The organism is Chungangia koreensis (assembly GCF_042651785.1).
Taxonomy (GTDB): domain Bacteria; phylum Bacillota; class Bacilli; order Bacillales_A; family Planococcaceae; genus Chungangia; species Chungangia koreensis.
Map to the genome: position 1 here is coordinate 62,262 of NZ_JBHSEC010000001.1, position 16,200 is coordinate 78,461.

Genomic DNA, 16,200 nt, shown 5'->3' on the forward strand with positions numbered 1-16,200 from the left:
TATATCCGGTTAATCATTGATATAGGAAAGCATTAAGAAAAGGCCGGCAAATGCCGGCCTTTTGTCATGAAAATGAAGGAGAATCGTATAAATTTATAGAAATTATATAGAAAGATCTTCCTGGATGGAGGAGGAAATGACATGAATCCGAATGACGTGATTTTCTTTATGTTGATTGGCCTGATTCTTTTATTAGCCATCGGAATTGCTTGGTTTATTTTCCGTAATCGGAAGAAGTGGGCGATGGTTGTATCGGGTGTTCTTGTCATAGGATACGTTGGTTACTACTTGTACTTTCCGACGATAAAAGTGAACACACATGCACAACGCTATGAACAGATTGTGGATTACTTGGAAGCCACATATCCTGATCAGGAATTCAAAATATCTCCGGTACATTTTGAAGAAGGGTATACCGTTGGCCAGTTCGATGTACAGGAGGTTTCTTCAAAGCAAGGAGTTACGTTACGTGTCGATCGGAATGGGAATGTAACGCAAATTAGTACTTGGTATAAATAGAGGTCTACTCATTTTCTCTAAGGAACTTAATGGAGCTGATGATATGGGATGGTCACTTGCTAGTCAGATAGATTTTTCAGGTTATCAAATGGAAATAGCATTGTTCTACACAATCGCTTTGGTGATGGCCGTGTGGGTTTTCTATGATTCGGATCGCCATTTCTATAGCTTCTTCAGGCATTTGTTTTGGATATTAACTCTCCTTTCAGGTCCACTTGGCTTACTCGTCTATCATATTTTTAGGAGATGGGATGTTCGGAGGAATGAATAGGTTGCAATTAGATGAGATAGCAGGGGGAATACTGGTGAAGGAAACCATTAATAATTACGAGGATCTACTTCAAATGTTAGATCATTTTCTTAAGGAAGAATCCACCTTTAACTGGGATCATTTTTACTCTGTCCGTGAAAGGAACGTTCCATTCTTTGCCAACGAACCGGACGAGAATTTAGTTGAGTATATTGAAAAACAGTTAATAAAGCCGGGTAAAGTCCTTGAATTAGGATGTGGACCTGGAAGGAACGCTATTTACCTTGCGGAAAAAGGTTTCATTGTCGATGCGATTGACTTATCGGAAGAAGCGTTGGAATGGGGAAGAGAGCGGGCAAATGAAAGGAATTTGAACATTAATTTTATTCAACAAAACATTTTCGATTTAGATATTGAAGAATCAAGTTACGATCTTGTTTACGACTCTGGTTGCTTCCACCATATTGCTCCACATCGCCGGATGAGTTATTTAGATTTGGTTAAGAGGGCATTAAAACCTGAAGGATTCTTTGGAATCACATGTTTCATGGAAGGCGGAAAATTTGGAGGAGCAGATCTATCCGATTGGGAAGTGTATCGTTTACGCAGTCTAAAAGGCGGTTTGGGCTACACAGAAGAAAAACTGAGACCAATTTTTAAAGATTTTGAGGAAATAGAAATAAGAAAAATGAATTCCCGTCCTAATGAAAATCGTTTTGGTTTAGAAGGCTTGTTAACAGCGTTGTTTAAATACAGATGATTCACCGGTTCAAAGAACGTAACTGAATTCAATGGAAATGGATTGATTTTATTGGATCTCAAACAAAGAAAGGTCTGGAATGAACAACATAGACTCTTAACGGCGATCATTTCAAAACCTGAAGAACATTCAAGAGCTACTGAATTATTTATTTCACAGCATTCTCTGCTGCACTCTCCCTCTATTCTTGAGACCTATCAAACTACTCTGGAAGATGAATTACTTAGGGATTTAGATGAAAAGGTCTTTAGGCATGATCCTACACCGAATCCAGACACAAATAATTCAATCGCGTGGCATCTTTGGCATATTGCTCGAATTGAGGATATGACGATGAATATATTGGTAGCTACTGAATCGCAAGTACTTTTTGAAGAGAATTGGCTTGAGAAAATGAATATAGACTATATTCACTCTGGCAATGACATGAGTGAAAAGGACATAGCTTTAATGAGTTCCCGAATTGAAATGAAACAGTTAGTTGCTTATAGAAGAGCTGTTGGAAAACGAACTCAGCAAGTAGTTTCAAAGTTAAAACCAGGACAATTCAAAGAAAAAGTTGAACAAGAAAGAATTGGACAACTATTTAAAGAAAATGCTGTTTCACAAAATTCCAAGTGGTTAGCGGAATATTGGAGTAAAAAAACCATTGCCGGATTAATATTAATGCCTGCAACGAGACATAATTTTCTACATCTTAATAAATGCATCCGTATTAAAGAGCGTCTACGGAAGTAATCAAAGCGGAGCAGCTTTACATATCCATTCATATAACCTTAAAAAACATTTAGGAATTCTAATAGTTTCCGTTATAATATTTGTATGCGTAAAAAGGGAGGGTCAAGTGCCTTCCATGTAGGAGGAAATATTGAATGGAATCTATTTTAATTCCTTTGTTAACGATTATCGCCATTGATTTGGTGTTGGCTGGAGATAATGCTGTTGTTATAGCTTTGGCAACAAGAAATCTTCCAATTGAACAAAGAAAGAAAGCTATTTTTTGGGGAGCGGGTGGAGCGGTAATTGTCCGTGTTACGTTGACGTTCATAGCGGTTCAGCTATTGAACATACCCTACCTGATGGCTGCTGGGGGTTTACTATTAGTTTATGTAGCTGTAAAGCTTCTAATTGAAGAAGAAGCCGATGAGAATTTAGCGACAGCTAACAACCTGTACCAAGCGGTTAAAACGATTGTGGTGGCCGACATCGTAATGGGATTAGACAACGTGTTGGCTGTAGCCGGCGCATCTCACGGCAGCTTTTGGTTGATTCTATTCGGTTTGGCGGTTAGTATTCCTCTAATTATTTGGGGTAGCCAAGTGATCTCCAATGCTATGAACAAATACCCGATTTTGGTTTACATTGGTTCAGCTATTATCGCCTACACAGCGGCAAAGATGTTCCTACACGATAATGAAATGAATGCTTTCATTCCGGACGCTTGGAATCTGCCTATTGAAATCGTGGTAGTGGTTGGTGTCATTTTAATCGGTAAATTTGTGAAATCATCCAGGTTGAAAACTGCTTAACTAAAAATGGGGAGCCATAGCGGCTTCCCATTTTTATATGCGTAAAATTTATCGTTCCAACTCAATATATTCCCTTAATAACTTTAGTTCTCCATCTTCACGTCTCCAAACGAACATACACATAGCGGTTGCGGGGGAGCCATTAACGATGTTCTGCTCTCTTCCCATAACTAAGTAATTATCGTCATTCCGTTCAACCATGGAGAGAATTTCAAAATTTTTCTCCGCTTGTTCATACTGACCGAGTACACCGGCCAAATCGTAGTTAAAATCATAATCGTAAGTTTTTGTCATCCCGGCATGTGCCCAATACCCAGTAAAGTCCTTGGACATAAATCCTTGTAGTTCAACAGGATCCTTTGTGTCAAACCCAATATTCCAAGCCCGGAAGTAAGCGTCTAACACCTCTTCGATTTCACTCATTCTATCTCTCCTGACAAATCATTAATAGATTTCCATCCAGATCTCGGATGACGAAGTAGAAATTGTCCTCAATCTCGGTGACCAGTTCGACATCTTGCGATTTCATGAATTCAAAGGATGCTTGTATGTCATCCGTTATAAATTGAAGGGAAGGGGCGTGGTATGGATAAATGTCTCCATCTTCTGTTCGCCACCTTGGCATCGTATCCAAGATCAATTGGGCCGAACCTTCCATTTCAGGTACAAAAATATGCCCGAAAAACACTTCTCCCTCAACGAGTCCTAATATTCGGCCATACCATTCCCGTGCCCGTTCAATATCACGGACCGGGATGAAGATACCGCCGATTTTATTTTTTACTGGTGACTTTGTAGGATTAGTCATGAGTTCACTCCTTAAAATTTTGGATTAGCCATTGCTTTATGTCGTCAATCATTGTGTCAGTTATTGTATGATTCACATGCTCGTACGTTAAGAAAGTGACATGCGCTCCACAAGACTTGAGGTACGAATCGTATTCTTGCTGTCCTTCAATCGAAATGATGCTGTCATGAATGCCATGCAAAAGAAGTACAGGAGATGGGTTATGTTTTTTATGAGTTGGATCATAGGTAGAGAATACTCGCTTTTCTTCTTCGCTAAGTTGGGGACGATTGTCATTTTTCCTAAATATCCTTTCTGACGTTAGAAAGGAACCAGAGCTATTGACACTTATTAATCCTGCAACGCCCGGATACTTAGCTGCAATTCCAGATGCGATGAAACCGCCCATCGAGCTCCCGAGTAAAATAATCTCTTCTAACGGAACTTGAAGGGCTTCAAAAAACTTGGCCGATTCATCGATACTCTGAAAAATGGTCTTCCAAAAATATTGTTGTGTGATGTCTCGTCGGAAAGGACTTTCTAACGGGTCACGGCTATCATGATAAGGCAGCTCAGGCAATATGACTCGGAACCCAAGTTCAGCTATGTCTGAAGCAAATTCTATGTAGGTTCGGGTGCTCGATCCCCATCCGTGATAGAGAATAATGGTTTTCCCTTCTGTTCCAAAAGTATGAAAGACAAAAGGTTCTATTTTAAAAGTTTTCAATTTTGTCGCCTCTTTACTGTATGTCGGAGTTGAATGAGACGAGTGTCCTCTCCCATATACATTTCACTGCCGATTCTACTGATCTCTACGAAACCGATCTTCTTTAATAGTCTTCTTGAACGAAGATTGGATTCATGTGTTTCTGCAGTAAATGTAGTAATCCCTAATGTTGTTGAAGCGAAATCCATCGCGTTCAACGCAGCTTGCGGGCCAAGCCCTTGTCCCCACAAGCTGCTGTCTCCAATCGCAATGCCGAATTCCCCCGACCCGTCAATGATATGCGTAAAATCCACATAACCGATTAGCTTGCCGTCCATTTCTATCCCAAGGCGAATGAAATCATCCGCAATTCCCTTAACTAAGCGTTCCCACCAACGAAAAAGTTCTTGCGGTTCTCGATTCATCTCCCAGTCATTTGCAGAACAAAAGGCCTTATCCTGACTCCACGATAAGACGGCCGGGAAGTCTTCCAAAGTGATCGGCCGGATGTTCATTTGCAAACGCCTAATGGATTTCCGTCCGGATCGTAAAAGGTGAAGTAGCTGAAGCCTTCTTCACCGCCTATTGGACCGACTTCAACACCACGTTCTTTCAACGCTTCATAAGTATCCTCGATACTTTGAGGAATAAAGTTATAGTATTTGCCGACGCCAAAGTCATTCTCCGGAAACTTCATCGGCTGATGATTTGGAGTCCGGACAAGGCATACAACAGTCTGCGCATCAGAAGCAATACGCATCGTCGCAGCTTCCTCCTCTATGTAAATCGGGGAAAAGCCTAATTTCTCTTCATACCATTTCGCTGAGGTTGCCGGATTGGTGACCGGGATAAAAACACCCTCCATTCCCTTAAGTAAACTCATCTTGCTTCCCCCTGCTCCCGCTGAATCGCACGGTAGATTTGTTTGATGGTTTCATAATGCATGGCCTCATGATAGAAAGTGAATAAAAGCGTGTCTCCCTTTGTATAGAAGGTGACGCCCATTCGATTAGTAAATGGTTCCGGCAATGCTTCATCGAGTCTACTTTTCCGTGACTCCTTAATTCGTCCTGACTGTGAGATTAATGCTTCCTTTATTTCTTCTAAGGAAGGGGGTTCGCCTAACCAGTTTGCAGGCTTTGTCTCGGCTTTAAAGTACTCTTCAAAGGCATAAGGCACGCCAATCGGTTCCCCGGCAACTTGATAGACGAGCCGGTCCTGAATAAAGGCAATATGTCCCAAGTTCCAACGAATGCTGTTGTTGAATCCTTCGGGAACAACGTCCATCAATTCTTCCGGGATGCGATCGAACACCTTTAATGTCAAATCGCGAGTCGTTTCCATATGTTTAAAAATAGTTTGTTCCATTCTAATCACTCCTTATAAATGAACCAAGTAACGCTTAATTATAACTTTTGAATTCTAAGTCTATGTGTTTTAATAACTTCCTTGAACAGTACTGTCAATTTCAGTTATTTATTCTGAGATGAGGTAATTTTCAATTCATGAATGTACCGTTTCGCTTCAGGTTGGGTAAGTCCTAAAGCTTCTCTTACCTTACGAATGGCCTTTACTTCGTCTCCTTCATTAATAAGCTTGCGACACTCATCATTGATCGGCAGCTCAGTCGAATCGACCTGTTTAGAGAGATGTTCCAGTTTGTATGTCAACCCTTTGACTTGACGACTGAGACGTGAAATCTCAAAAAGAATGTACGTAACGACAAATAATAGAATTATGATTCCAAAATTCGAGTCCATAATGCCCCCAATCTAAAAACTTTCTTTCTGCAAAATTTCTGTTAATCCGCTTCTGAATTTCTCTATTAATTTGGGTTCAAGAACCATTTTCTCTACATCCCATTGTTCTATATACTCGCGGACTACATCGTTCAGATGAAATCCTTTCAAATGTCCGTCTTGGAGTTTTCTATACCATTCTTGTTGCTTTAGCACTTTAAATTTTCGCCACAGCACCCGGTTCCGTTTACTTGGCTACGTATAAATTAAAACTTCCAGTAAGATCGTGATGGATTCGTACATGATGATTCCTCCTGTCATTTACTATACGGATAGAGAATATTATTGTTTTATTTAAGTATGTTTGGACAGTATTCCCTTGTAATTGCTTAAAACTCTGATATAACTATTGTTGGATTCTAAATCTTCTTCCAAAGCTCAATCAATCGTCCGTCCGGATCGGTAATCCAGTTGAAGATCCCGAATTCGCTATGTTCCGTTTCCTTGAGAAGAGGAATTCCAAGTTCCTTAAGGTGAGCTACACACTCTTCCATACTTTCTACACGGAAATTCAGCATTACCTGCTGTTCTGTTGGGAAATACGCAGTTTCTTTTGTGAATAAAGAAAAAATTATGTCACCGCTATTCGGTGGAAAAATAGTGCCGTTCCAATGCTCATCCAAGGAAATCCCTAAGACTTCCTGATACCAAGAGCGCAATCGATCTACATCATTCGTACGCCAGAACACACCACCGAATCCAAGTACCTTCATTCCTCATCATCTCCTTTTATTATTAAATCCGCCCGTTCTTTCGGGTTGACGGTCTTTAAATAATAGTCTTCTCCCTTATGATAGCGGCTCTCCAATTGTTCCATCGTCTTACTTAACGTACGCAATTCCCGCTCAAGCCGGACATCTTCCTGGCAATCCACATATACCATCAAGTCGAAGAAATTACGCCATTCCTGTCTTTGCAGAAAAACACCATCTATGAAAATCAGGCAGGAAGGGGGAAGCTTGACATGCTGATTTGTACGAGTATCGGTTTCCCTGTCATAGAGCGGGAGGCGTAGCTCTTCAGCACCCCGTAATTGGTCGAAGAAGTTCTGGCGTAACCAGTCAACATCCCATTGAATACAGTAATACTCAAACCATTCCTCATGGCCTGTTCCATAGCGTTTCGCACGTTCCACAACAAAGTCATCGATATGAAAGATTTGGTGCGGAATATCTTGCTCGATCAGACAATTTGAAAGTCCTTCTGACAGAGTAGTCTTGCCGGAGCGGCTTAGCCCGTCAATTCCGATAATTTTCCGCTCACCCGGTTGTAGTTCAGGTAGGATATGAAGTAATTCTTTTAGACTCTTATTCATGTAATCAATCCATTTCTATGTCATGATCGTGAAGGAAATCTCTATTTAATAACCAATGCACAGCATCTAATAAATTTTCTGCTATAAAATCTGGTTCGACATGCGCCCAAGGGTGACGGTAATTCCCGAGGGAATCGAGTCCCCATCCGGTCTTCACAAGAATTTTCGTTGCACCAACTTCGGAAGCAGCCAGCATATCTGTAGCTCCCACATCGCCAATCACTACACACTTTGTTAGGTCTAACCGATGTTTCTTTGCGGCCTTCAGCAACATGCCGGGCTTAGGCTTATGGCATTCACATAAATCCTCTGGCCGATGTGGGCAAATAAAGGCATCATCAAAACCGTAGTTTGCGAATTCTTCTAAGAACTCGTCAATCGTAGCCTGTCCTCGGCTGATTCTGTGCTGATTTGTTAAAGCAAACACTTTGATGCCAGCTTCTTTCAATAAATCATTCGCTTCCAGGCTGAATGGATACGGTTTAAAATCGCTTGGATGAATGAAGTGTCCAGTCCCGCCGATTGTGCCATCCCGGTCGATGAATACCGCATCAATCATGCTTCTGAAACACCTATTGGTTGTTGCTGTTCAACAAGTTCTATCAAGAAATCCCTGTCCTCAGGAAAAGCAAAATCTAATTCCTGTAACTCATCAAGTGATTTCCATGCAATCTCATGGATTAATTCATCGGGGTCTTGTATTTTCATTTCCCCACCCAAGATTTTGACAAAGAAGTAGTGTACTTCTACATGAGCGAATTCGATGCCAGGCAGGCTTTTTACAAACAACTTTTCGCCGACTTCAGCTATATATCCAGTCTCTTCCGAAATTTCCCTCACACAGCATTCTTCAATCGTTTCGCCAGCTTCCAAGCCGCCAGCTGGAACGCTCCACTTCTTTTCCTCATGCGGCTTTCCTTGAAGTACCATGAGCAATTCTCCCCGTTCATTAATGCAGACTCCTGCCGCGCCTCTCCAGATGTTCATATATGTATCCCCTTTTTGGATTTCTGAATTTCATTTTGTTCTGAAAGGTAGTAAAGAATTTGTTCATTTTGTTTGATCATTTTTCCGAATTTCACTTCGATACTGAGAAGTGTAACGGCGATAATGATGACTAAGCCAATTAAAAAGATCATCACGTTTCCCCCTTTAAATCTCTATTTACTTTATTCGTCTTTTTTAGTGACAATTCCTTCAAATTCGTCGCTACTAAATGAGATGGAGGTTGGTTATGATAGAGAAGATTAAGGAAAGGGAGGAATGAACAATGGCATTACAGGTGTATTTTGTTCTAAATGGAAACGCAAGAGAGGCAATTGATTTCTATTCTGGAGTTTTCAGCTCGGAAGCGAAAGTTATGACATTCGGGGAAGCGCCGCAGCAACCGGATTATCAGTTGCCGGAAGAAGCGAAAGACCGTGTCATGCATGGACACCTCGAAATCGAAGGTAACAAAGTGATGTTCTCTGATACGTTCCCGGGACAGCCGTATACGGTAGGGAGCAACATCACACTTGCAATCGTTACCGAGGACCGTGAAAAACTTCAAACTTACTATGATCAGCTGAAAGAAGGCGGACAAGTCGTCATGGAGCTTCAAGAAACCTTCTGGAGCAAGGCGTATGGCCAAGTGACGGACAAATTTGGAGTCGAGTGGCAATTGAACTTGGGTGACGGTGGAATGTAATAGGGGGTTTGAAAAGGCAGCTTAGGCTGTCTTTTTTTGTTGGAATTAAGGGAAGAATTCCTATAATTAATCATGTTCATTTTAAGTAACCAAAAGATGAGAAGTATGGAATCCATACTTAATTAGACCAAAACAGTTCTTTGCAGTACCTAATCATTTTGGTAAATTGGACCATTCGGCTATAATTAATCACACTACATAAACAGTTGAACAGAACAATTGGAGCAATGGGAGTAGAAAAAAATGACAACAAAAACAACGAACCGCAAAATGGTGACAGTCGCTATGCTTGTCGCCATATTATTAGTAGCCATCGACGTAACAGTCGTAAGTACCGCAACCCCACAAGTTGTCAAAGATCTGAGAGGTCTGGAAATGGTCAGCTGGGTGTTTGCCATATACACGCTGACGACCTCTGTAACAACGCCCATTTATGGAAAGTTAGCGGATTTATTCGGAAGGAAAAAAGTATTCATCTTCGGAGTAATTGCATTCATAATTGGCTCTATGTTATGTGGAGCAGCGCAATCAATGGAACAGCTCATCTTTTTTCGCGCTATTCAGGGAATTGGCGGCGGGGCAGTCATGCCGATCACCTTTACCATTATAGGTGACCTCTATCCAGGGGAGCAGCGTGCGAAAATGCAAGGTGTCTTCAGTTCGGTTTGGGGAGTGGCTGGTCTATTAGGGCCGTTAGTCGGTGGATTCTTTGTAGATCAAGTGAGCTGGCGCTGGATTTTCTATATTAATCTGCCAATCGGCCTTATTTCATTAGTACTGATCTGGATGTTCTTCCATGAAAACTTGGAAAAGGTGAAGCGGAAAATCGATTATCTTGGAGCATTAACCTTTACCATCGGAATTTCGTCACTATTATACGCTTTGCTGAACGCAGGTGAAGGACAAAAGTATGCATGGGATTCAGGAACGATTATGACGCTGTTTGTGGTTTCTGTCGTATTTCTCGCACTTTTCATTTTCATCGAAACAAAAGTGGAGGAGCCGATGCTGCCGCCATCTCTTTTCAAGATCCCCGTCATTTTGGTTTCAAACGTAGTTGCATTCTTGGCAAGTGCCATTGTCATTGGAGTCAATGTGTATTTACCGATGTGGATCCAAACCATTCTTGGACACAGTGCGACCAGTTCGGGGCTTACCCTCATGCCAATGTCGATCGCATGGCCGTTAGGGGCAACGCTCGCCGGACGCTATATGTATAAAATCGGCTCAAAAAAGACTGCTGTATTTGGTACTGTTCTAATATCATTGGGCACGACTTGGCTCATGGCGGTCGAACTCAACTCGCCTTATTGGTACTTGGTCGGGATTATGATTGTCATCGGTCTTGGAATGGGGTATGCGACAACTCCGACAACGGTATTGATCCAATCTGCGGTCGGTTGGAGGATGCGCGGAGCGGCAACCGCTTCAAACACCTTCACCCGTTCCGTTGGGCAAACAATCGGAATCGCAGTATTCGGCACCATCTTTAATAGCATGGTAATTTCCCAAGGACCTACCCAGACGGGAGGGGCAATGACGGAAGCTGGCAAAGAAGTATTCGCCGGTGGGATGCACTTAGTGTTTACCCTGATGTTTTTCATCGGAATTGCAGTATTCATTGCATCATTATTCCTGCCATCTCATAAGAAGGTATTGGAACAGCAACAAACGGTCGATCAACATTAGGAAAGAGGACAGTCACGGTTGGCTGTCCTCTTTTGAGTTTTTAAGATAATCATTCATTTTCTTTAACTCTTTCGTTTGCTCTAAAATATTCTTATTTACCGTACTGATTGCGCTATAAATTGCAAAAAGCCCGGCAAACAACAACGCGCCAATTAGAAAGTCCATCAATTTGCATCCTTTCGACTCACTGAGGTTGCCAAAAACGTGATGCCAGCCAGCAAAAAGATGGCTGAAACGAGATGATCAAGTAATGTTGCCTCGGCCACCGTCGGAAATGTACCGGTATTTGTTAGCCCAAGCCAATGGATATGGACAACTAAACGTTCTAATGTGAAAACTAAACCACTCATAAAAATGAATGCAAAACCTAAAAGCAGGTGATGTTTATGTTCCATACGAATCCCCCCTATATTTCTATATTCGATATTTACCTAAGTAATCCTTCAAGTAAATGAAAAGGCGCCGATTCGATTCGAATCAGCGCACATGATTATCTATCGGGGATGTCTACTTTGAATGATTCAAACAAGATTTCTTTATCCTTGTCGCTAATCTTCGGTGTAACGATTAAGTGTTTAGAATCGTGTTCTAAATTTAACAAAGTATACGAACCCTTAATTGGACCTCTATTTTCCTGGCTGCCTAAGCCTGTAATCATTTCGTATTCAGTACCGTTCTCATCTGTCACAGTGAACTCCGGCATAGGTAAGCTCTTTGTAGTAAAGTAACGGTCTGACAATCTTAGACTGAATGGAATGCTAACGGTATATCCGGTTACATTCACTTTGCGCACAGATAGTTTATAGCCTGATTTAGTTTCCGAATAATTAACCGGCAATCCTTCCACGTCAATCCTTTTCAGCTTAAATTTATAGGACCAATCGCCCTCGATGGTTTCATCTTTTTCGTAAATCCAGATATTTTGTGGTGTCCAAGTAAGATCCACTGAACGTGGAGAGCGGCCGTTTAACTCGGGTGTCATTGTGATGACGCCTGCATATGACGTGTCTGATACCTTTTTTGTCCAAATAGAGGATCCGCCCTCAAGTGAACCGTTCGTTTTCAGTGTCTCCCCGAACACGGGATGTTCTCCTAAATCTTTATCAGATTGAATGCCAAAGGTGATGGTTATGGAGGTTCCATCATAAATGGCTTCTGCAATTTCAATATCGATTCCATTACTCGATTGCACCAAACCGACGCCAGATGCGTAGTCTTCAAAATACGTGAACTGGTCTGTTTCACCTTCGAAGTATTCAGTAATGTCTCGTACAATCGGTATGTGTGAAGCGAGTGTTGGAGAAAGCACCGCAGCTGTTGAACCGAGACCGAAGAAGAGTAGGGCAATGGCTGCTGCATGCCGGATCATAGGACGTTTCTTCTTTCCAAGAATCCGCTGCAATACGCGTTTCTTTTCAACTTCCGACACTTCTTCAGGCTGGATGTCATCGATATTCACTTGAAGCATTTCATGTAAGTCATTCATTCCATCTGCTCCTTTATCGTTGGCATGATGGCCAATTTCTTCTTCCCACGGTACAGACGATTCTCAACGGCAGCTTTCGTAATACTTAATGCAGAAGCAATTTCTTCATTCGATAAATCCAAATAATACTTCATTAAAAATAACTCCCGGTCTGCCTCGGATAAGGATTGCATTTCTAATAAGATGGATTCTCGCTTCTCTTTACGCAAATAAATCATTTCTGTTGTGTCTGGATCCTTAATGTCCCTTGACTGTTCCAAGCTGACCGTTTCAATCTTCTGTTTCCGGCGATAATAGTCGATTGCTTTGTATTTTGTGATGGTTCCGATCCACCTCTTAAATTCACCTTCATCGCCATGAAACTTGCAACTATGATTCCAAACAGCTAGGAATACATCGTTTACACATTCATCGACTGCTTGCTCGCCACAAGGCCGCTGAAGGATTTTACGTGCAATCGCCTTTACGTAAGGCATATATGTATCGACTACAAAGGCAAGTGCCTGTTCCTGTCGGTTTTGTAGTTTTCGAATAAATCCCTCCACGCGTACAACTCCCTTCACTAATACCAACGCAAAGAATTTAAAATACTCTCGGGCAAAAACGAAAAAGACCAAAAAAGTAACGGATTCCTTTGCTACAATTCTCTACTCAATTAAAAAAGCCCAGTTCAAATGGAACTAAGCGTTTTATTTAGTGTAGCCATTATGAAATTAAGTAAGTTATCCTATCCAATGTATAGATAAGAGGAATCATTGGCAACAAAACAGCAAAAATAATATTGCTTTCTAAGACTACTTTCCATAATTTCATTCCGTTTAGAACCTTATAGATAAATAAAAATAATGAAATAGAAGTGAAAGAAAACAACATCCAGAAATGCTCTTTTTGTCTATTTATTTGATATTTAATGTCATCAATCTTCCAAATATCATGTGTAGAATAGGACTGAGTTTTTATCTCTCTTTCAAATCCAAGTAAATTGAACGACTTTAGCGAGACAGTATCATTTTGCACTGTTGCAAGATCATATCCATTTGGTAAAAATGAAACCTTAAAGACAATAAGATATGAAACACCCACGAGAAAACTTGCAATTAGTAAAAATGCGAGCAGCTTTTTAGCCTTTGAAATTAAGTCCGGACTCATTAATTAAATCAGCTCCATTAATACAAACTTGTCTCGTTAGTAATAAACTTACAAAGAGAATATGATTCATCCCCACCACATCGCTAAAACAAAGAGTGCGACAAGGGATACAATAAAGCCATAGAGGCCATTGATCATTAGAAAAATGAAAAAGCTGATATCTGGTCTCTTTTTCTCTGCTCTTAATATGACTATATATGTAGAAATGAAAGTTCCAATACTTAAAAAAGTCACGATGGTAAGAACGATAGGACCATACAATCCTATAAAGTCCCAAATAAAGTAGGCGATTCGTTGTCCGTAAATCGCAAGCGCCGTTGCGAGAAATTGAAGACTAAGAAATAAAACAGTAAACCCTAACAAGAAACGGCCCTTTGTCTGGCTCATGATATTCCTCCTAAAAATCTTTCACAACGACTATATTACCAGTTGGTTCCATATGTTGGAAGTGGATTTTCTAAAAGGATAGTAGTAGGTATTGGAGAATATGTATGATAAATAGAATCGGGGGGATGGCCATGTGGGAACAGCAGCTAATTAAGACGAGCAGGGGAACATTTGAGGCTTTCACAAAAGGAGAAGGGAAGCCCATTTGTATCACGCATCACTATAGTGAATTCAATGCGAATGGAAATTTGTTTGCCAATCCGTTTACTGAACATTATCAAGTATTTTTAGTGAACTTAAGAGGAACAACAAATTCCGCGCCTTCGGAATCTGAAACTGACTTGTCGATGGGGGAAACAGTGAAGGACCTGGAGGCAATTCGGAAGGCCCTTAATTTTGAGGATTGGGCATTTGCGGGACATTCAGCCGGTGGCATGTTGGGACTCGTATATGCACTCAACTTTCCTGAGTCGCTGACTAAAATCTTCGTTTGCGGAGCAGCTGCGTCTAAAAATTATATGATGCATCCCGACAGTATTTACTGTAAGGAGAATCCGAACAATCCGAGGCTCCGGGAGTGTCTGCAAATCCTAAACAATCCGGAATCCTCGCCGGAAGAACGTCGAACAGCCGGAAGAGATTGGTACGCGATGTCCCTCTATCGCCCAGAGAAAATGGATGAATATACGTCTAAACCGAATAGTGGTAAGTCTGTTCCGAAACGGTTGGATTACTTTGCATATAAAGAAGTTCATAACTTTGATTTAACTGAACAATTATCGGATATCACGGTGCCTACACTCGTTGCTTGTGGTCGTTATGACGCGCAGTGCCCACATGACTGTTGTGTGGAAATTGCAGAGGGTATTCCTCATTCAAAACTTATTACATTTGAAGAGAGCAATCATAACCCGTTTGTCGAGGAACCGGAGAAATTTGTCGCAGCCGTTAAGGAATTTTATTTACACAAAATGTTTTGAGGTTTAGTATGTTTCTATAAAGAAGAGGGGCAGCCCCTTAAGAATCGGGAGTGGGAATATGGTAAAGCGTAAGCAATTTGCAGTAATCGGACTTGGCCGATTTGGCGGTAGCGTATGCCGAGAATTATATAACTTGGGCCATGATGTACTGGGAATCGATCAGGACATGGAGCGGGTGGAGGAATTCGTCCAGTATTCAACTCACGCGTTGCAAGGTAGTGGAACGGATGAGGCGTTCTTGAAGTCAATTGGCATTCGGAACTTCGACCATGTGATCGTCTCTATCGGGGAGAACATCCAGGATAGTGTATTGACGACGTTGAACTTAAAAGAGTTAGGTGTCCCAATTGTATGGGCAAAAGCTCAGAACGGGTATCATCAAAAAGTTTTGGAGAAAATCGGAGCAGACCAAGTCATCCACCCGGAAGTGGATATGGGGATTCGAATTGCTCAATCCATGTCATCAGAGCGTCTGTTGGACTACATTAACCTGTCCGACGAATACAGCATCGTCGAACTTCGGGCTTCCAAAAAACTCGACTACCGGACACTGGCGGATCTCGATGTCCGTGCGCGTTACGGCATTACCGTTTTAGCGATCAAACGTGAGCACGAGAAAATGAACGTTGCCCCCCTTCCGAAAGATGTGATACACGAAGGCGACGTTTTAGTGGCGATGGGTAAGAATGAAGACTTAAAACGGTTTGAAGATAAAGTATTGGATTAGGTAAGTATGGCGTGCGTCGGCTATGCTCGGATAACACGATTCTATGCGCGGATAAAGAGGTCCTATGCTCGGATAACACGATTCTATGCTCGGATAGAGAGCTTCAATGCTCGCTTGACCAATAACTGGAATTAACCTGTGTGCTTGGCACATGGGTTTTTTCTTTATTCGTGAATCTTCCTTTACTGGTACTAAACTAAAAAGATTTTTTGTATAGCTGGAAAATTGAACGGGTTAATCGCCTTTCCAAAGAGTTTAATCGCCAACAACACTGATTTAATCGCCCAAAAATCACGATTAATCGCTCAATTCACTTAACTCCACCCACCATTCATGAACACTCCGTGAATCTTCCTTCATTTGTCACATTCCTGCCAATAGCCAACCTTCGCATATTACACACGGTTTCACTAAAATAAGGGTATAA

At 41.4% G+C, this 16,200-nt stretch carries 27 protein-coding genes; 9 read left to right on the forward strand and 18 right to left on the reverse strand.

Going from position 1 to position 16,200, the window contains the following annotated elements:
* Positions 1-141 precede the first annotated feature (141 nt).
* From ACFOZY_RS00435 to ACFOZY_RS00455, 5 genes are all read left to right on the forward strand, one after another.
* Entirely contained in the window at positions 142-519 is a 378-nt protein-coding gene (locus ACFOZY_RS00435; protein ID WP_378151068.1) for an LPXTG cell wall anchor domain-containing protein, read from the forward strand.
* Positions 520-562: 43 nt separating this feature from the next.
* Positions 563-790, forward strand: coding sequence for a hypothetical protein (locus ACFOZY_RS00440; RefSeq protein ID WP_378151070.1), 228 nt, complete (start codon positions 563-565; stop codon positions 788-790).
* A complete protein-coding gene (locus tag ACFOZY_RS00445; protein WP_378151072.1) occupies positions 783-1,529 on the forward strand; it encodes a class I SAM-dependent methyltransferase in 747 nt (248 codons plus the stop codon). The genes ACFOZY_RS00440 and ACFOZY_RS00445 overlap by 8 nt, the downstream gene beginning before the upstream one ends.
* Before the next feature lie 51 nt (positions 1,530-1,580).
* Positions 1,581-2,267: a DinB family protein gene (locus ACFOZY_RS00450; RefSeq protein ID WP_378151074.1), complete on the forward strand. Its 687-nt coding sequence runs from the start codon at positions 1,581-1,583 to the stop codon at positions 2,265-2,267.
* A 134-nt stretch (positions 2,268-2,401) separates the two neighbouring features.
* Positions 2,402-3,058 (forward strand): TerC family protein, encoded by a 657-nt coding sequence (locus tag ACFOZY_RS00455; RefSeq protein ID WP_378151077.1) that lies wholly within the window; start codon positions 2,402-2,404, stop codon positions 3,056-3,058.
* Positions 3,059-3,106: 48 nt separating this feature from the next.
* Here ACFOZY_RS00455 and ACFOZY_RS00460 read toward each other — a convergent pair whose 3' ends face one another.
* The 12 genes from ACFOZY_RS00460 to ACFOZY_RS00515 form a co-directional block, all read right to left on the reverse strand.
* Positions 3,107-3,481, reverse strand: a complete 375-nt coding sequence (locus tag ACFOZY_RS00460) for a hypothetical protein (RefSeq protein WP_378151079.1) — start codon at positions 3,479-3,481, stop codon at positions 3,107-3,109.
* 1 nt (position 3,482) lies between these two features.
* Positions 3,483-3,866, reverse strand: a complete 384-nt coding sequence (locus ACFOZY_RS00465; RefSeq protein ID WP_378151081.1) for a VOC family protein — start codon at positions 3,864-3,866, stop codon at positions 3,483-3,485.
* Between the two features lie 4 nt (positions 3,867-3,870).
* Positions 3,871-4,572 (reverse strand): alpha/beta fold hydrolase, encoded by a 702-nt coding sequence (locus tag ACFOZY_RS00470; RefSeq protein WP_378151083.1) that lies wholly within the window; start codon positions 4,570-4,572, stop codon positions 3,871-3,873.
* Positions 4,569-5,066 (reverse strand): GNAT family N-acetyltransferase, encoded by a 498-nt coding sequence (locus ACFOZY_RS00475; protein ID WP_378151085.1) that lies wholly within the window; start codon positions 5,064-5,066, stop codon positions 4,569-4,571. The genes ACFOZY_RS00470 and ACFOZY_RS00475 overlap by 4 nt, the downstream gene beginning before the upstream one ends.
* Complete coding sequence (locus ACFOZY_RS00480; RefSeq protein WP_378151087.1) at positions 5,063-5,434, reverse strand: VOC family protein; 372 nt, start codon at positions 5,432-5,434, stop codon at positions 5,063-5,065. Before ACFOZY_RS00480 ends, ACFOZY_RS00475 begins: the two co-directional genes overlap by 4 nt.
* The gene (locus ACFOZY_RS00485) at positions 5,431-5,919 is read right to left on the reverse strand and encodes a DinB family protein (protein WP_378151089.1); all 489 of its coding nucleotides are present in this window, start codon (positions 5,917-5,919) and stop codon (positions 5,431-5,433) included. The genes ACFOZY_RS00480 and ACFOZY_RS00485 overlap by 4 nt, the downstream gene beginning before the upstream one ends.
* 104 nt (positions 5,920-6,023) lie before the next feature.
* The gene (locus ACFOZY_RS00490) at positions 6,024-6,311 is read right to left on the reverse strand and encodes a hypothetical protein (protein WP_378151091.1); all 288 of its coding nucleotides are present in this window, start codon (positions 6,309-6,311) and stop codon (positions 6,024-6,026) included.
* Positions 6,312-6,709: 398 nt separating this feature from the next.
* The gene (locus ACFOZY_RS00495; RefSeq protein ID WP_378151093.1) at positions 6,710-7,063 is read right to left on the reverse strand and encodes a VOC family protein; all 354 of its coding nucleotides are present in this window, start codon (positions 7,061-7,063) and stop codon (positions 6,710-6,712) included.
* Complete coding sequence (locus ACFOZY_RS00500) at positions 7,060-7,665, reverse strand: kinase (protein ID WP_378151095.1); 606 nt, start codon at positions 7,663-7,665, stop codon at positions 7,060-7,062. Before ACFOZY_RS00500 ends, ACFOZY_RS00495 begins: the two co-directional genes overlap by 4 nt.
* Positions 7,666-7,669: 4 nt before the next feature.
* Positions 7,670-8,224, reverse strand: coding sequence for an HAD-IIIA family hydrolase (locus ACFOZY_RS00505; RefSeq protein WP_378151097.1), 555 nt, complete (start codon positions 8,222-8,224; stop codon positions 7,670-7,672).
* A complete protein-coding gene (locus ACFOZY_RS00510; RefSeq protein ID WP_378151099.1) occupies positions 8,221-8,652 on the reverse strand; it encodes an NUDIX hydrolase in 432 nt (143 codons plus the stop codon). Before ACFOZY_RS00510 ends, ACFOZY_RS00505 begins: the two co-directional genes overlap by 4 nt.
* On the reverse strand, positions 8,649-8,804 hold the full coding sequence (locus ACFOZY_RS00515; protein ID WP_378151101.1) for a hypothetical protein: 156 nt from the start codon (positions 8,802-8,804) through the stop codon (positions 8,649-8,651). The genes ACFOZY_RS00510 and ACFOZY_RS00515 overlap by 4 nt, the downstream gene beginning before the upstream one ends.
* A 131-nt stretch (positions 8,805-8,935) precedes the next feature.
* On the opposite strand from ACFOZY_RS00515, the gene ACFOZY_RS00520 reads away from it, so the two are divergent.
* Both ACFOZY_RS00520 and ACFOZY_RS00525 read left to right on the forward strand, forming a co-directional pair.
* A complete protein-coding gene (locus ACFOZY_RS00520; protein WP_378151103.1) occupies positions 8,936-9,355 on the forward strand; it encodes a VOC family protein in 420 nt (139 codons plus the stop codon).
* 243 nt (positions 9,356-9,598) lie between these two features.
* Entirely contained in the window at positions 9,599-11,044 is a 1,446-nt protein-coding gene (locus ACFOZY_RS00525; protein ID WP_378151105.1) for an MDR family MFS transporter, read from the forward strand.
* 12 nt (positions 11,045-11,056) lie between these two features.
* On the opposite strand, the gene ACFOZY_RS00530 is transcribed toward ACFOZY_RS00525, so the two are convergent.
* The 6 genes from ACFOZY_RS00530 to ACFOZY_RS00555 all read right to left on the reverse strand — a co-directional run bounded on the left by ACFOZY_RS00530 (position 11,057) and on the right by ACFOZY_RS00555 (position 14,066).
* Complete coding sequence (locus tag ACFOZY_RS00530; protein ID WP_378151107.1) at positions 11,057-11,209, reverse strand: hypothetical protein; 153 nt, start codon at positions 11,207-11,209, stop codon at positions 11,057-11,059.
* On the reverse strand, positions 11,209-11,439 hold the full coding sequence (locus tag ACFOZY_RS00535; RefSeq protein WP_378151109.1) for a hypothetical protein: 231 nt from the start codon (positions 11,437-11,439) through the stop codon (positions 11,209-11,211). The genes ACFOZY_RS00530 and ACFOZY_RS00535 overlap by 1 nt, the downstream gene beginning before the upstream one ends.
* A gap of 95 nt (positions 11,440-11,534) precedes the next feature.
* Entirely contained in the window at positions 11,535-12,530 is a 996-nt protein-coding gene (locus tag ACFOZY_RS00540; protein ID WP_378151111.1) for a DUF4179 domain-containing protein, read from the reverse strand.
* Positions 12,527-13,075, reverse strand: coding sequence for a sigma-70 family RNA polymerase sigma factor (locus tag ACFOZY_RS00545; RefSeq protein WP_378151113.1), 549 nt, complete (start codon positions 13,073-13,075; stop codon positions 12,527-12,529). The genes ACFOZY_RS00540 and ACFOZY_RS00545 overlap by 4 nt, the downstream gene beginning before the upstream one ends.
* Positions 13,076-13,235: 160 nt before the next feature.
* A complete protein-coding gene (locus ACFOZY_RS00550) occupies positions 13,236-13,679 on the reverse strand; it encodes a hypothetical protein (protein ID WP_378151116.1) in 444 nt (147 codons plus the stop codon).
* A gap of 66 nt (positions 13,680-13,745) precedes the next feature.
* A complete protein-coding gene (locus ACFOZY_RS00555) occupies positions 13,746-14,066 on the reverse strand; it encodes a hypothetical protein (RefSeq protein WP_378151118.1) in 321 nt (106 codons plus the stop codon).
* Between the two features lie 104 nt (positions 14,067-14,170).
* Here ACFOZY_RS00555 and ACFOZY_RS00560 point away from each other — a divergent pair, with 104 nt between their 5' ends.
* Positions 14,171-15,046: an alpha/beta fold hydrolase gene (locus tag ACFOZY_RS00560; protein ID WP_378151120.1), complete on the forward strand. Its 876-nt coding sequence runs from the start codon at positions 14,171-14,173 to the stop codon at positions 15,044-15,046.
* Positions 15,047-15,104: 58 nt separating this feature from the next.
* On the forward strand, positions 15,105-15,773 hold the full coding sequence (locus ACFOZY_RS00565) for a potassium channel family protein (protein WP_378151122.1): 669 nt from the start codon (positions 15,105-15,107) through the stop codon (positions 15,771-15,773).
* The last annotated feature ends 427 nt before the right edge of the window (positions 15,774-16,200 follow it).

Bases quoted from the DNA above. Each gene is read 5' to 3' on its own strand.
- ACFOZY_RS00435 (WP_378151068.1), top strand. From the start codon at position 142: ATGAATCCGAATGACGTGATTTTCTTTATGTTGATTGGCCTGATTCTT.
- ACFOZY_RS00440 (WP_378151070.1), top strand. From the start codon at position 563: ATGGGATGGTCACTTGCTAGTCAGATAGATTTTTCAGGTTATCAAATG.
- ACFOZY_RS00445 (WP_378151072.1), top strand. From the start codon at position 783: ATGAATAGGTTGCAATTAGATGAGATAGCAGGGGGAATACTGGTGAAG.
- ACFOZY_RS00455 (WP_378151077.1), top strand. From the start codon at position 2,402: ATGGAATCTATTTTAATTCCTTTGTTAACGATTATCGCCATTGATTTG.
- ACFOZY_RS00460 (WP_378151079.1), bottom strand. From the start codon at position 3,481: ATGAGTGAAATCGAAGAGGTGTTAGACGCTTACTTCCGGGCTTGGAAT.
- ACFOZY_RS00465 (WP_378151081.1), bottom strand. From the start codon at position 3,866: ATGACTAATCCTACAAAGTCACCAGTAAAAAATAAAATCGGCGGTATC.
- ACFOZY_RS00475 (WP_378151085.1), bottom strand. From the start codon at position 5,066: ATGAACATCCGGCCGATCACTTTGGAAGACTTCCCGGCCGTCTTATCG.
- ACFOZY_RS00480 (WP_378151087.1), bottom strand. From the start codon at position 5,434: ATGAGTTTACTTAAGGGAATGGAGGGTGTTTTTATCCCGGTCACCAAT.
- ACFOZY_RS00485 (WP_378151089.1), bottom strand. From the start codon at position 5,919: ATGGAACAAACTATTTTTAAACATATGGAAACGACTCGCGATTTGACA.
- ACFOZY_RS00490 (WP_378151091.1), bottom strand. From the start codon at position 6,311: ATGGACTCGAATTTTGGAATCATAATTCTATTATTTGTCGTTACGTAC.
- ACFOZY_RS00495 (WP_378151093.1), bottom strand. From the start codon at position 7,063: ATGAAGGTACTTGGATTCGGTGGTGTGTTCTGGCGTACGAATGATGTA.
- ACFOZY_RS00500 (WP_378151095.1), bottom strand. From the start codon at position 7,665: ATGAATAAGAGTCTAAAAGAATTACTTCATATCCTACCTGAACTACAA.
- ACFOZY_RS00505 (WP_378151097.1), bottom strand. From the start codon at position 8,224: ATGATTGATGCGGTATTCATCGACCGGGATGGCACAATCGGCGGGACT.
- ACFOZY_RS00510 (WP_378151099.1), bottom strand. From the start codon at position 8,652: ATGAACATCTGGAGAGGCGCGGCAGGAGTCTGCATTAATGAACGGGGA.
- ACFOZY_RS00515 (WP_378151101.1), bottom strand. From the start codon at position 8,804: ATGATCTTTTTAATTGGCTTAGTCATCATTATCGCCGTTACACTTCTC.
- ACFOZY_RS00520 (WP_378151103.1), top strand. From the start codon at position 8,936: ATGGCATTACAGGTGTATTTTGTTCTAAATGGAAACGCAAGAGAGGCA.
- ACFOZY_RS00525 (WP_378151105.1), top strand. From the start codon at position 9,599: ATGACAACAAAAACAACGAACCGCAAAATGGTGACAGTCGCTATGCTT.
- ACFOZY_RS00530 (WP_378151107.1), bottom strand. From the start codon at position 11,209: ATGGACTTTCTAATTGGCGCGTTGTTGTTTGCCGGGCTTTTTGCAATT.
- ACFOZY_RS00535 (WP_378151109.1), bottom strand. From the start codon at position 11,439: ATGGAACATAAACATCACCTGCTTTTAGGTTTTGCATTCATTTTTATG.
- ACFOZY_RS00540 (WP_378151111.1), bottom strand. From the start codon at position 12,530: ATGAATGACTTACATGAAATGCTTCAAGTGAATATCGATGACATCCAG.
- ACFOZY_RS00550 (WP_378151116.1), bottom strand. From the start codon at position 13,679: ATGAGTCCGGACTTAATTTCAAAGGCTAAAAAGCTGCTCGCATTTTTA.
- ACFOZY_RS00555 (WP_378151118.1), bottom strand. From the start codon at position 14,066: ATGAGCCAGACAAAGGGCCGTTTCTTGTTAGGGTTTACTGTTTTATTT.
- ACFOZY_RS00560 (WP_378151120.1), top strand. From the start codon at position 14,171: ATGATAAATAGAATCGGGGGGATGGCCATGTGGGAACAGCAGCTAATT.
- ACFOZY_RS00565 (WP_378151122.1), top strand. From the start codon at position 15,105: ATGGTAAAGCGTAAGCAATTTGCAGTAATCGGACTTGGCCGATTTGGC.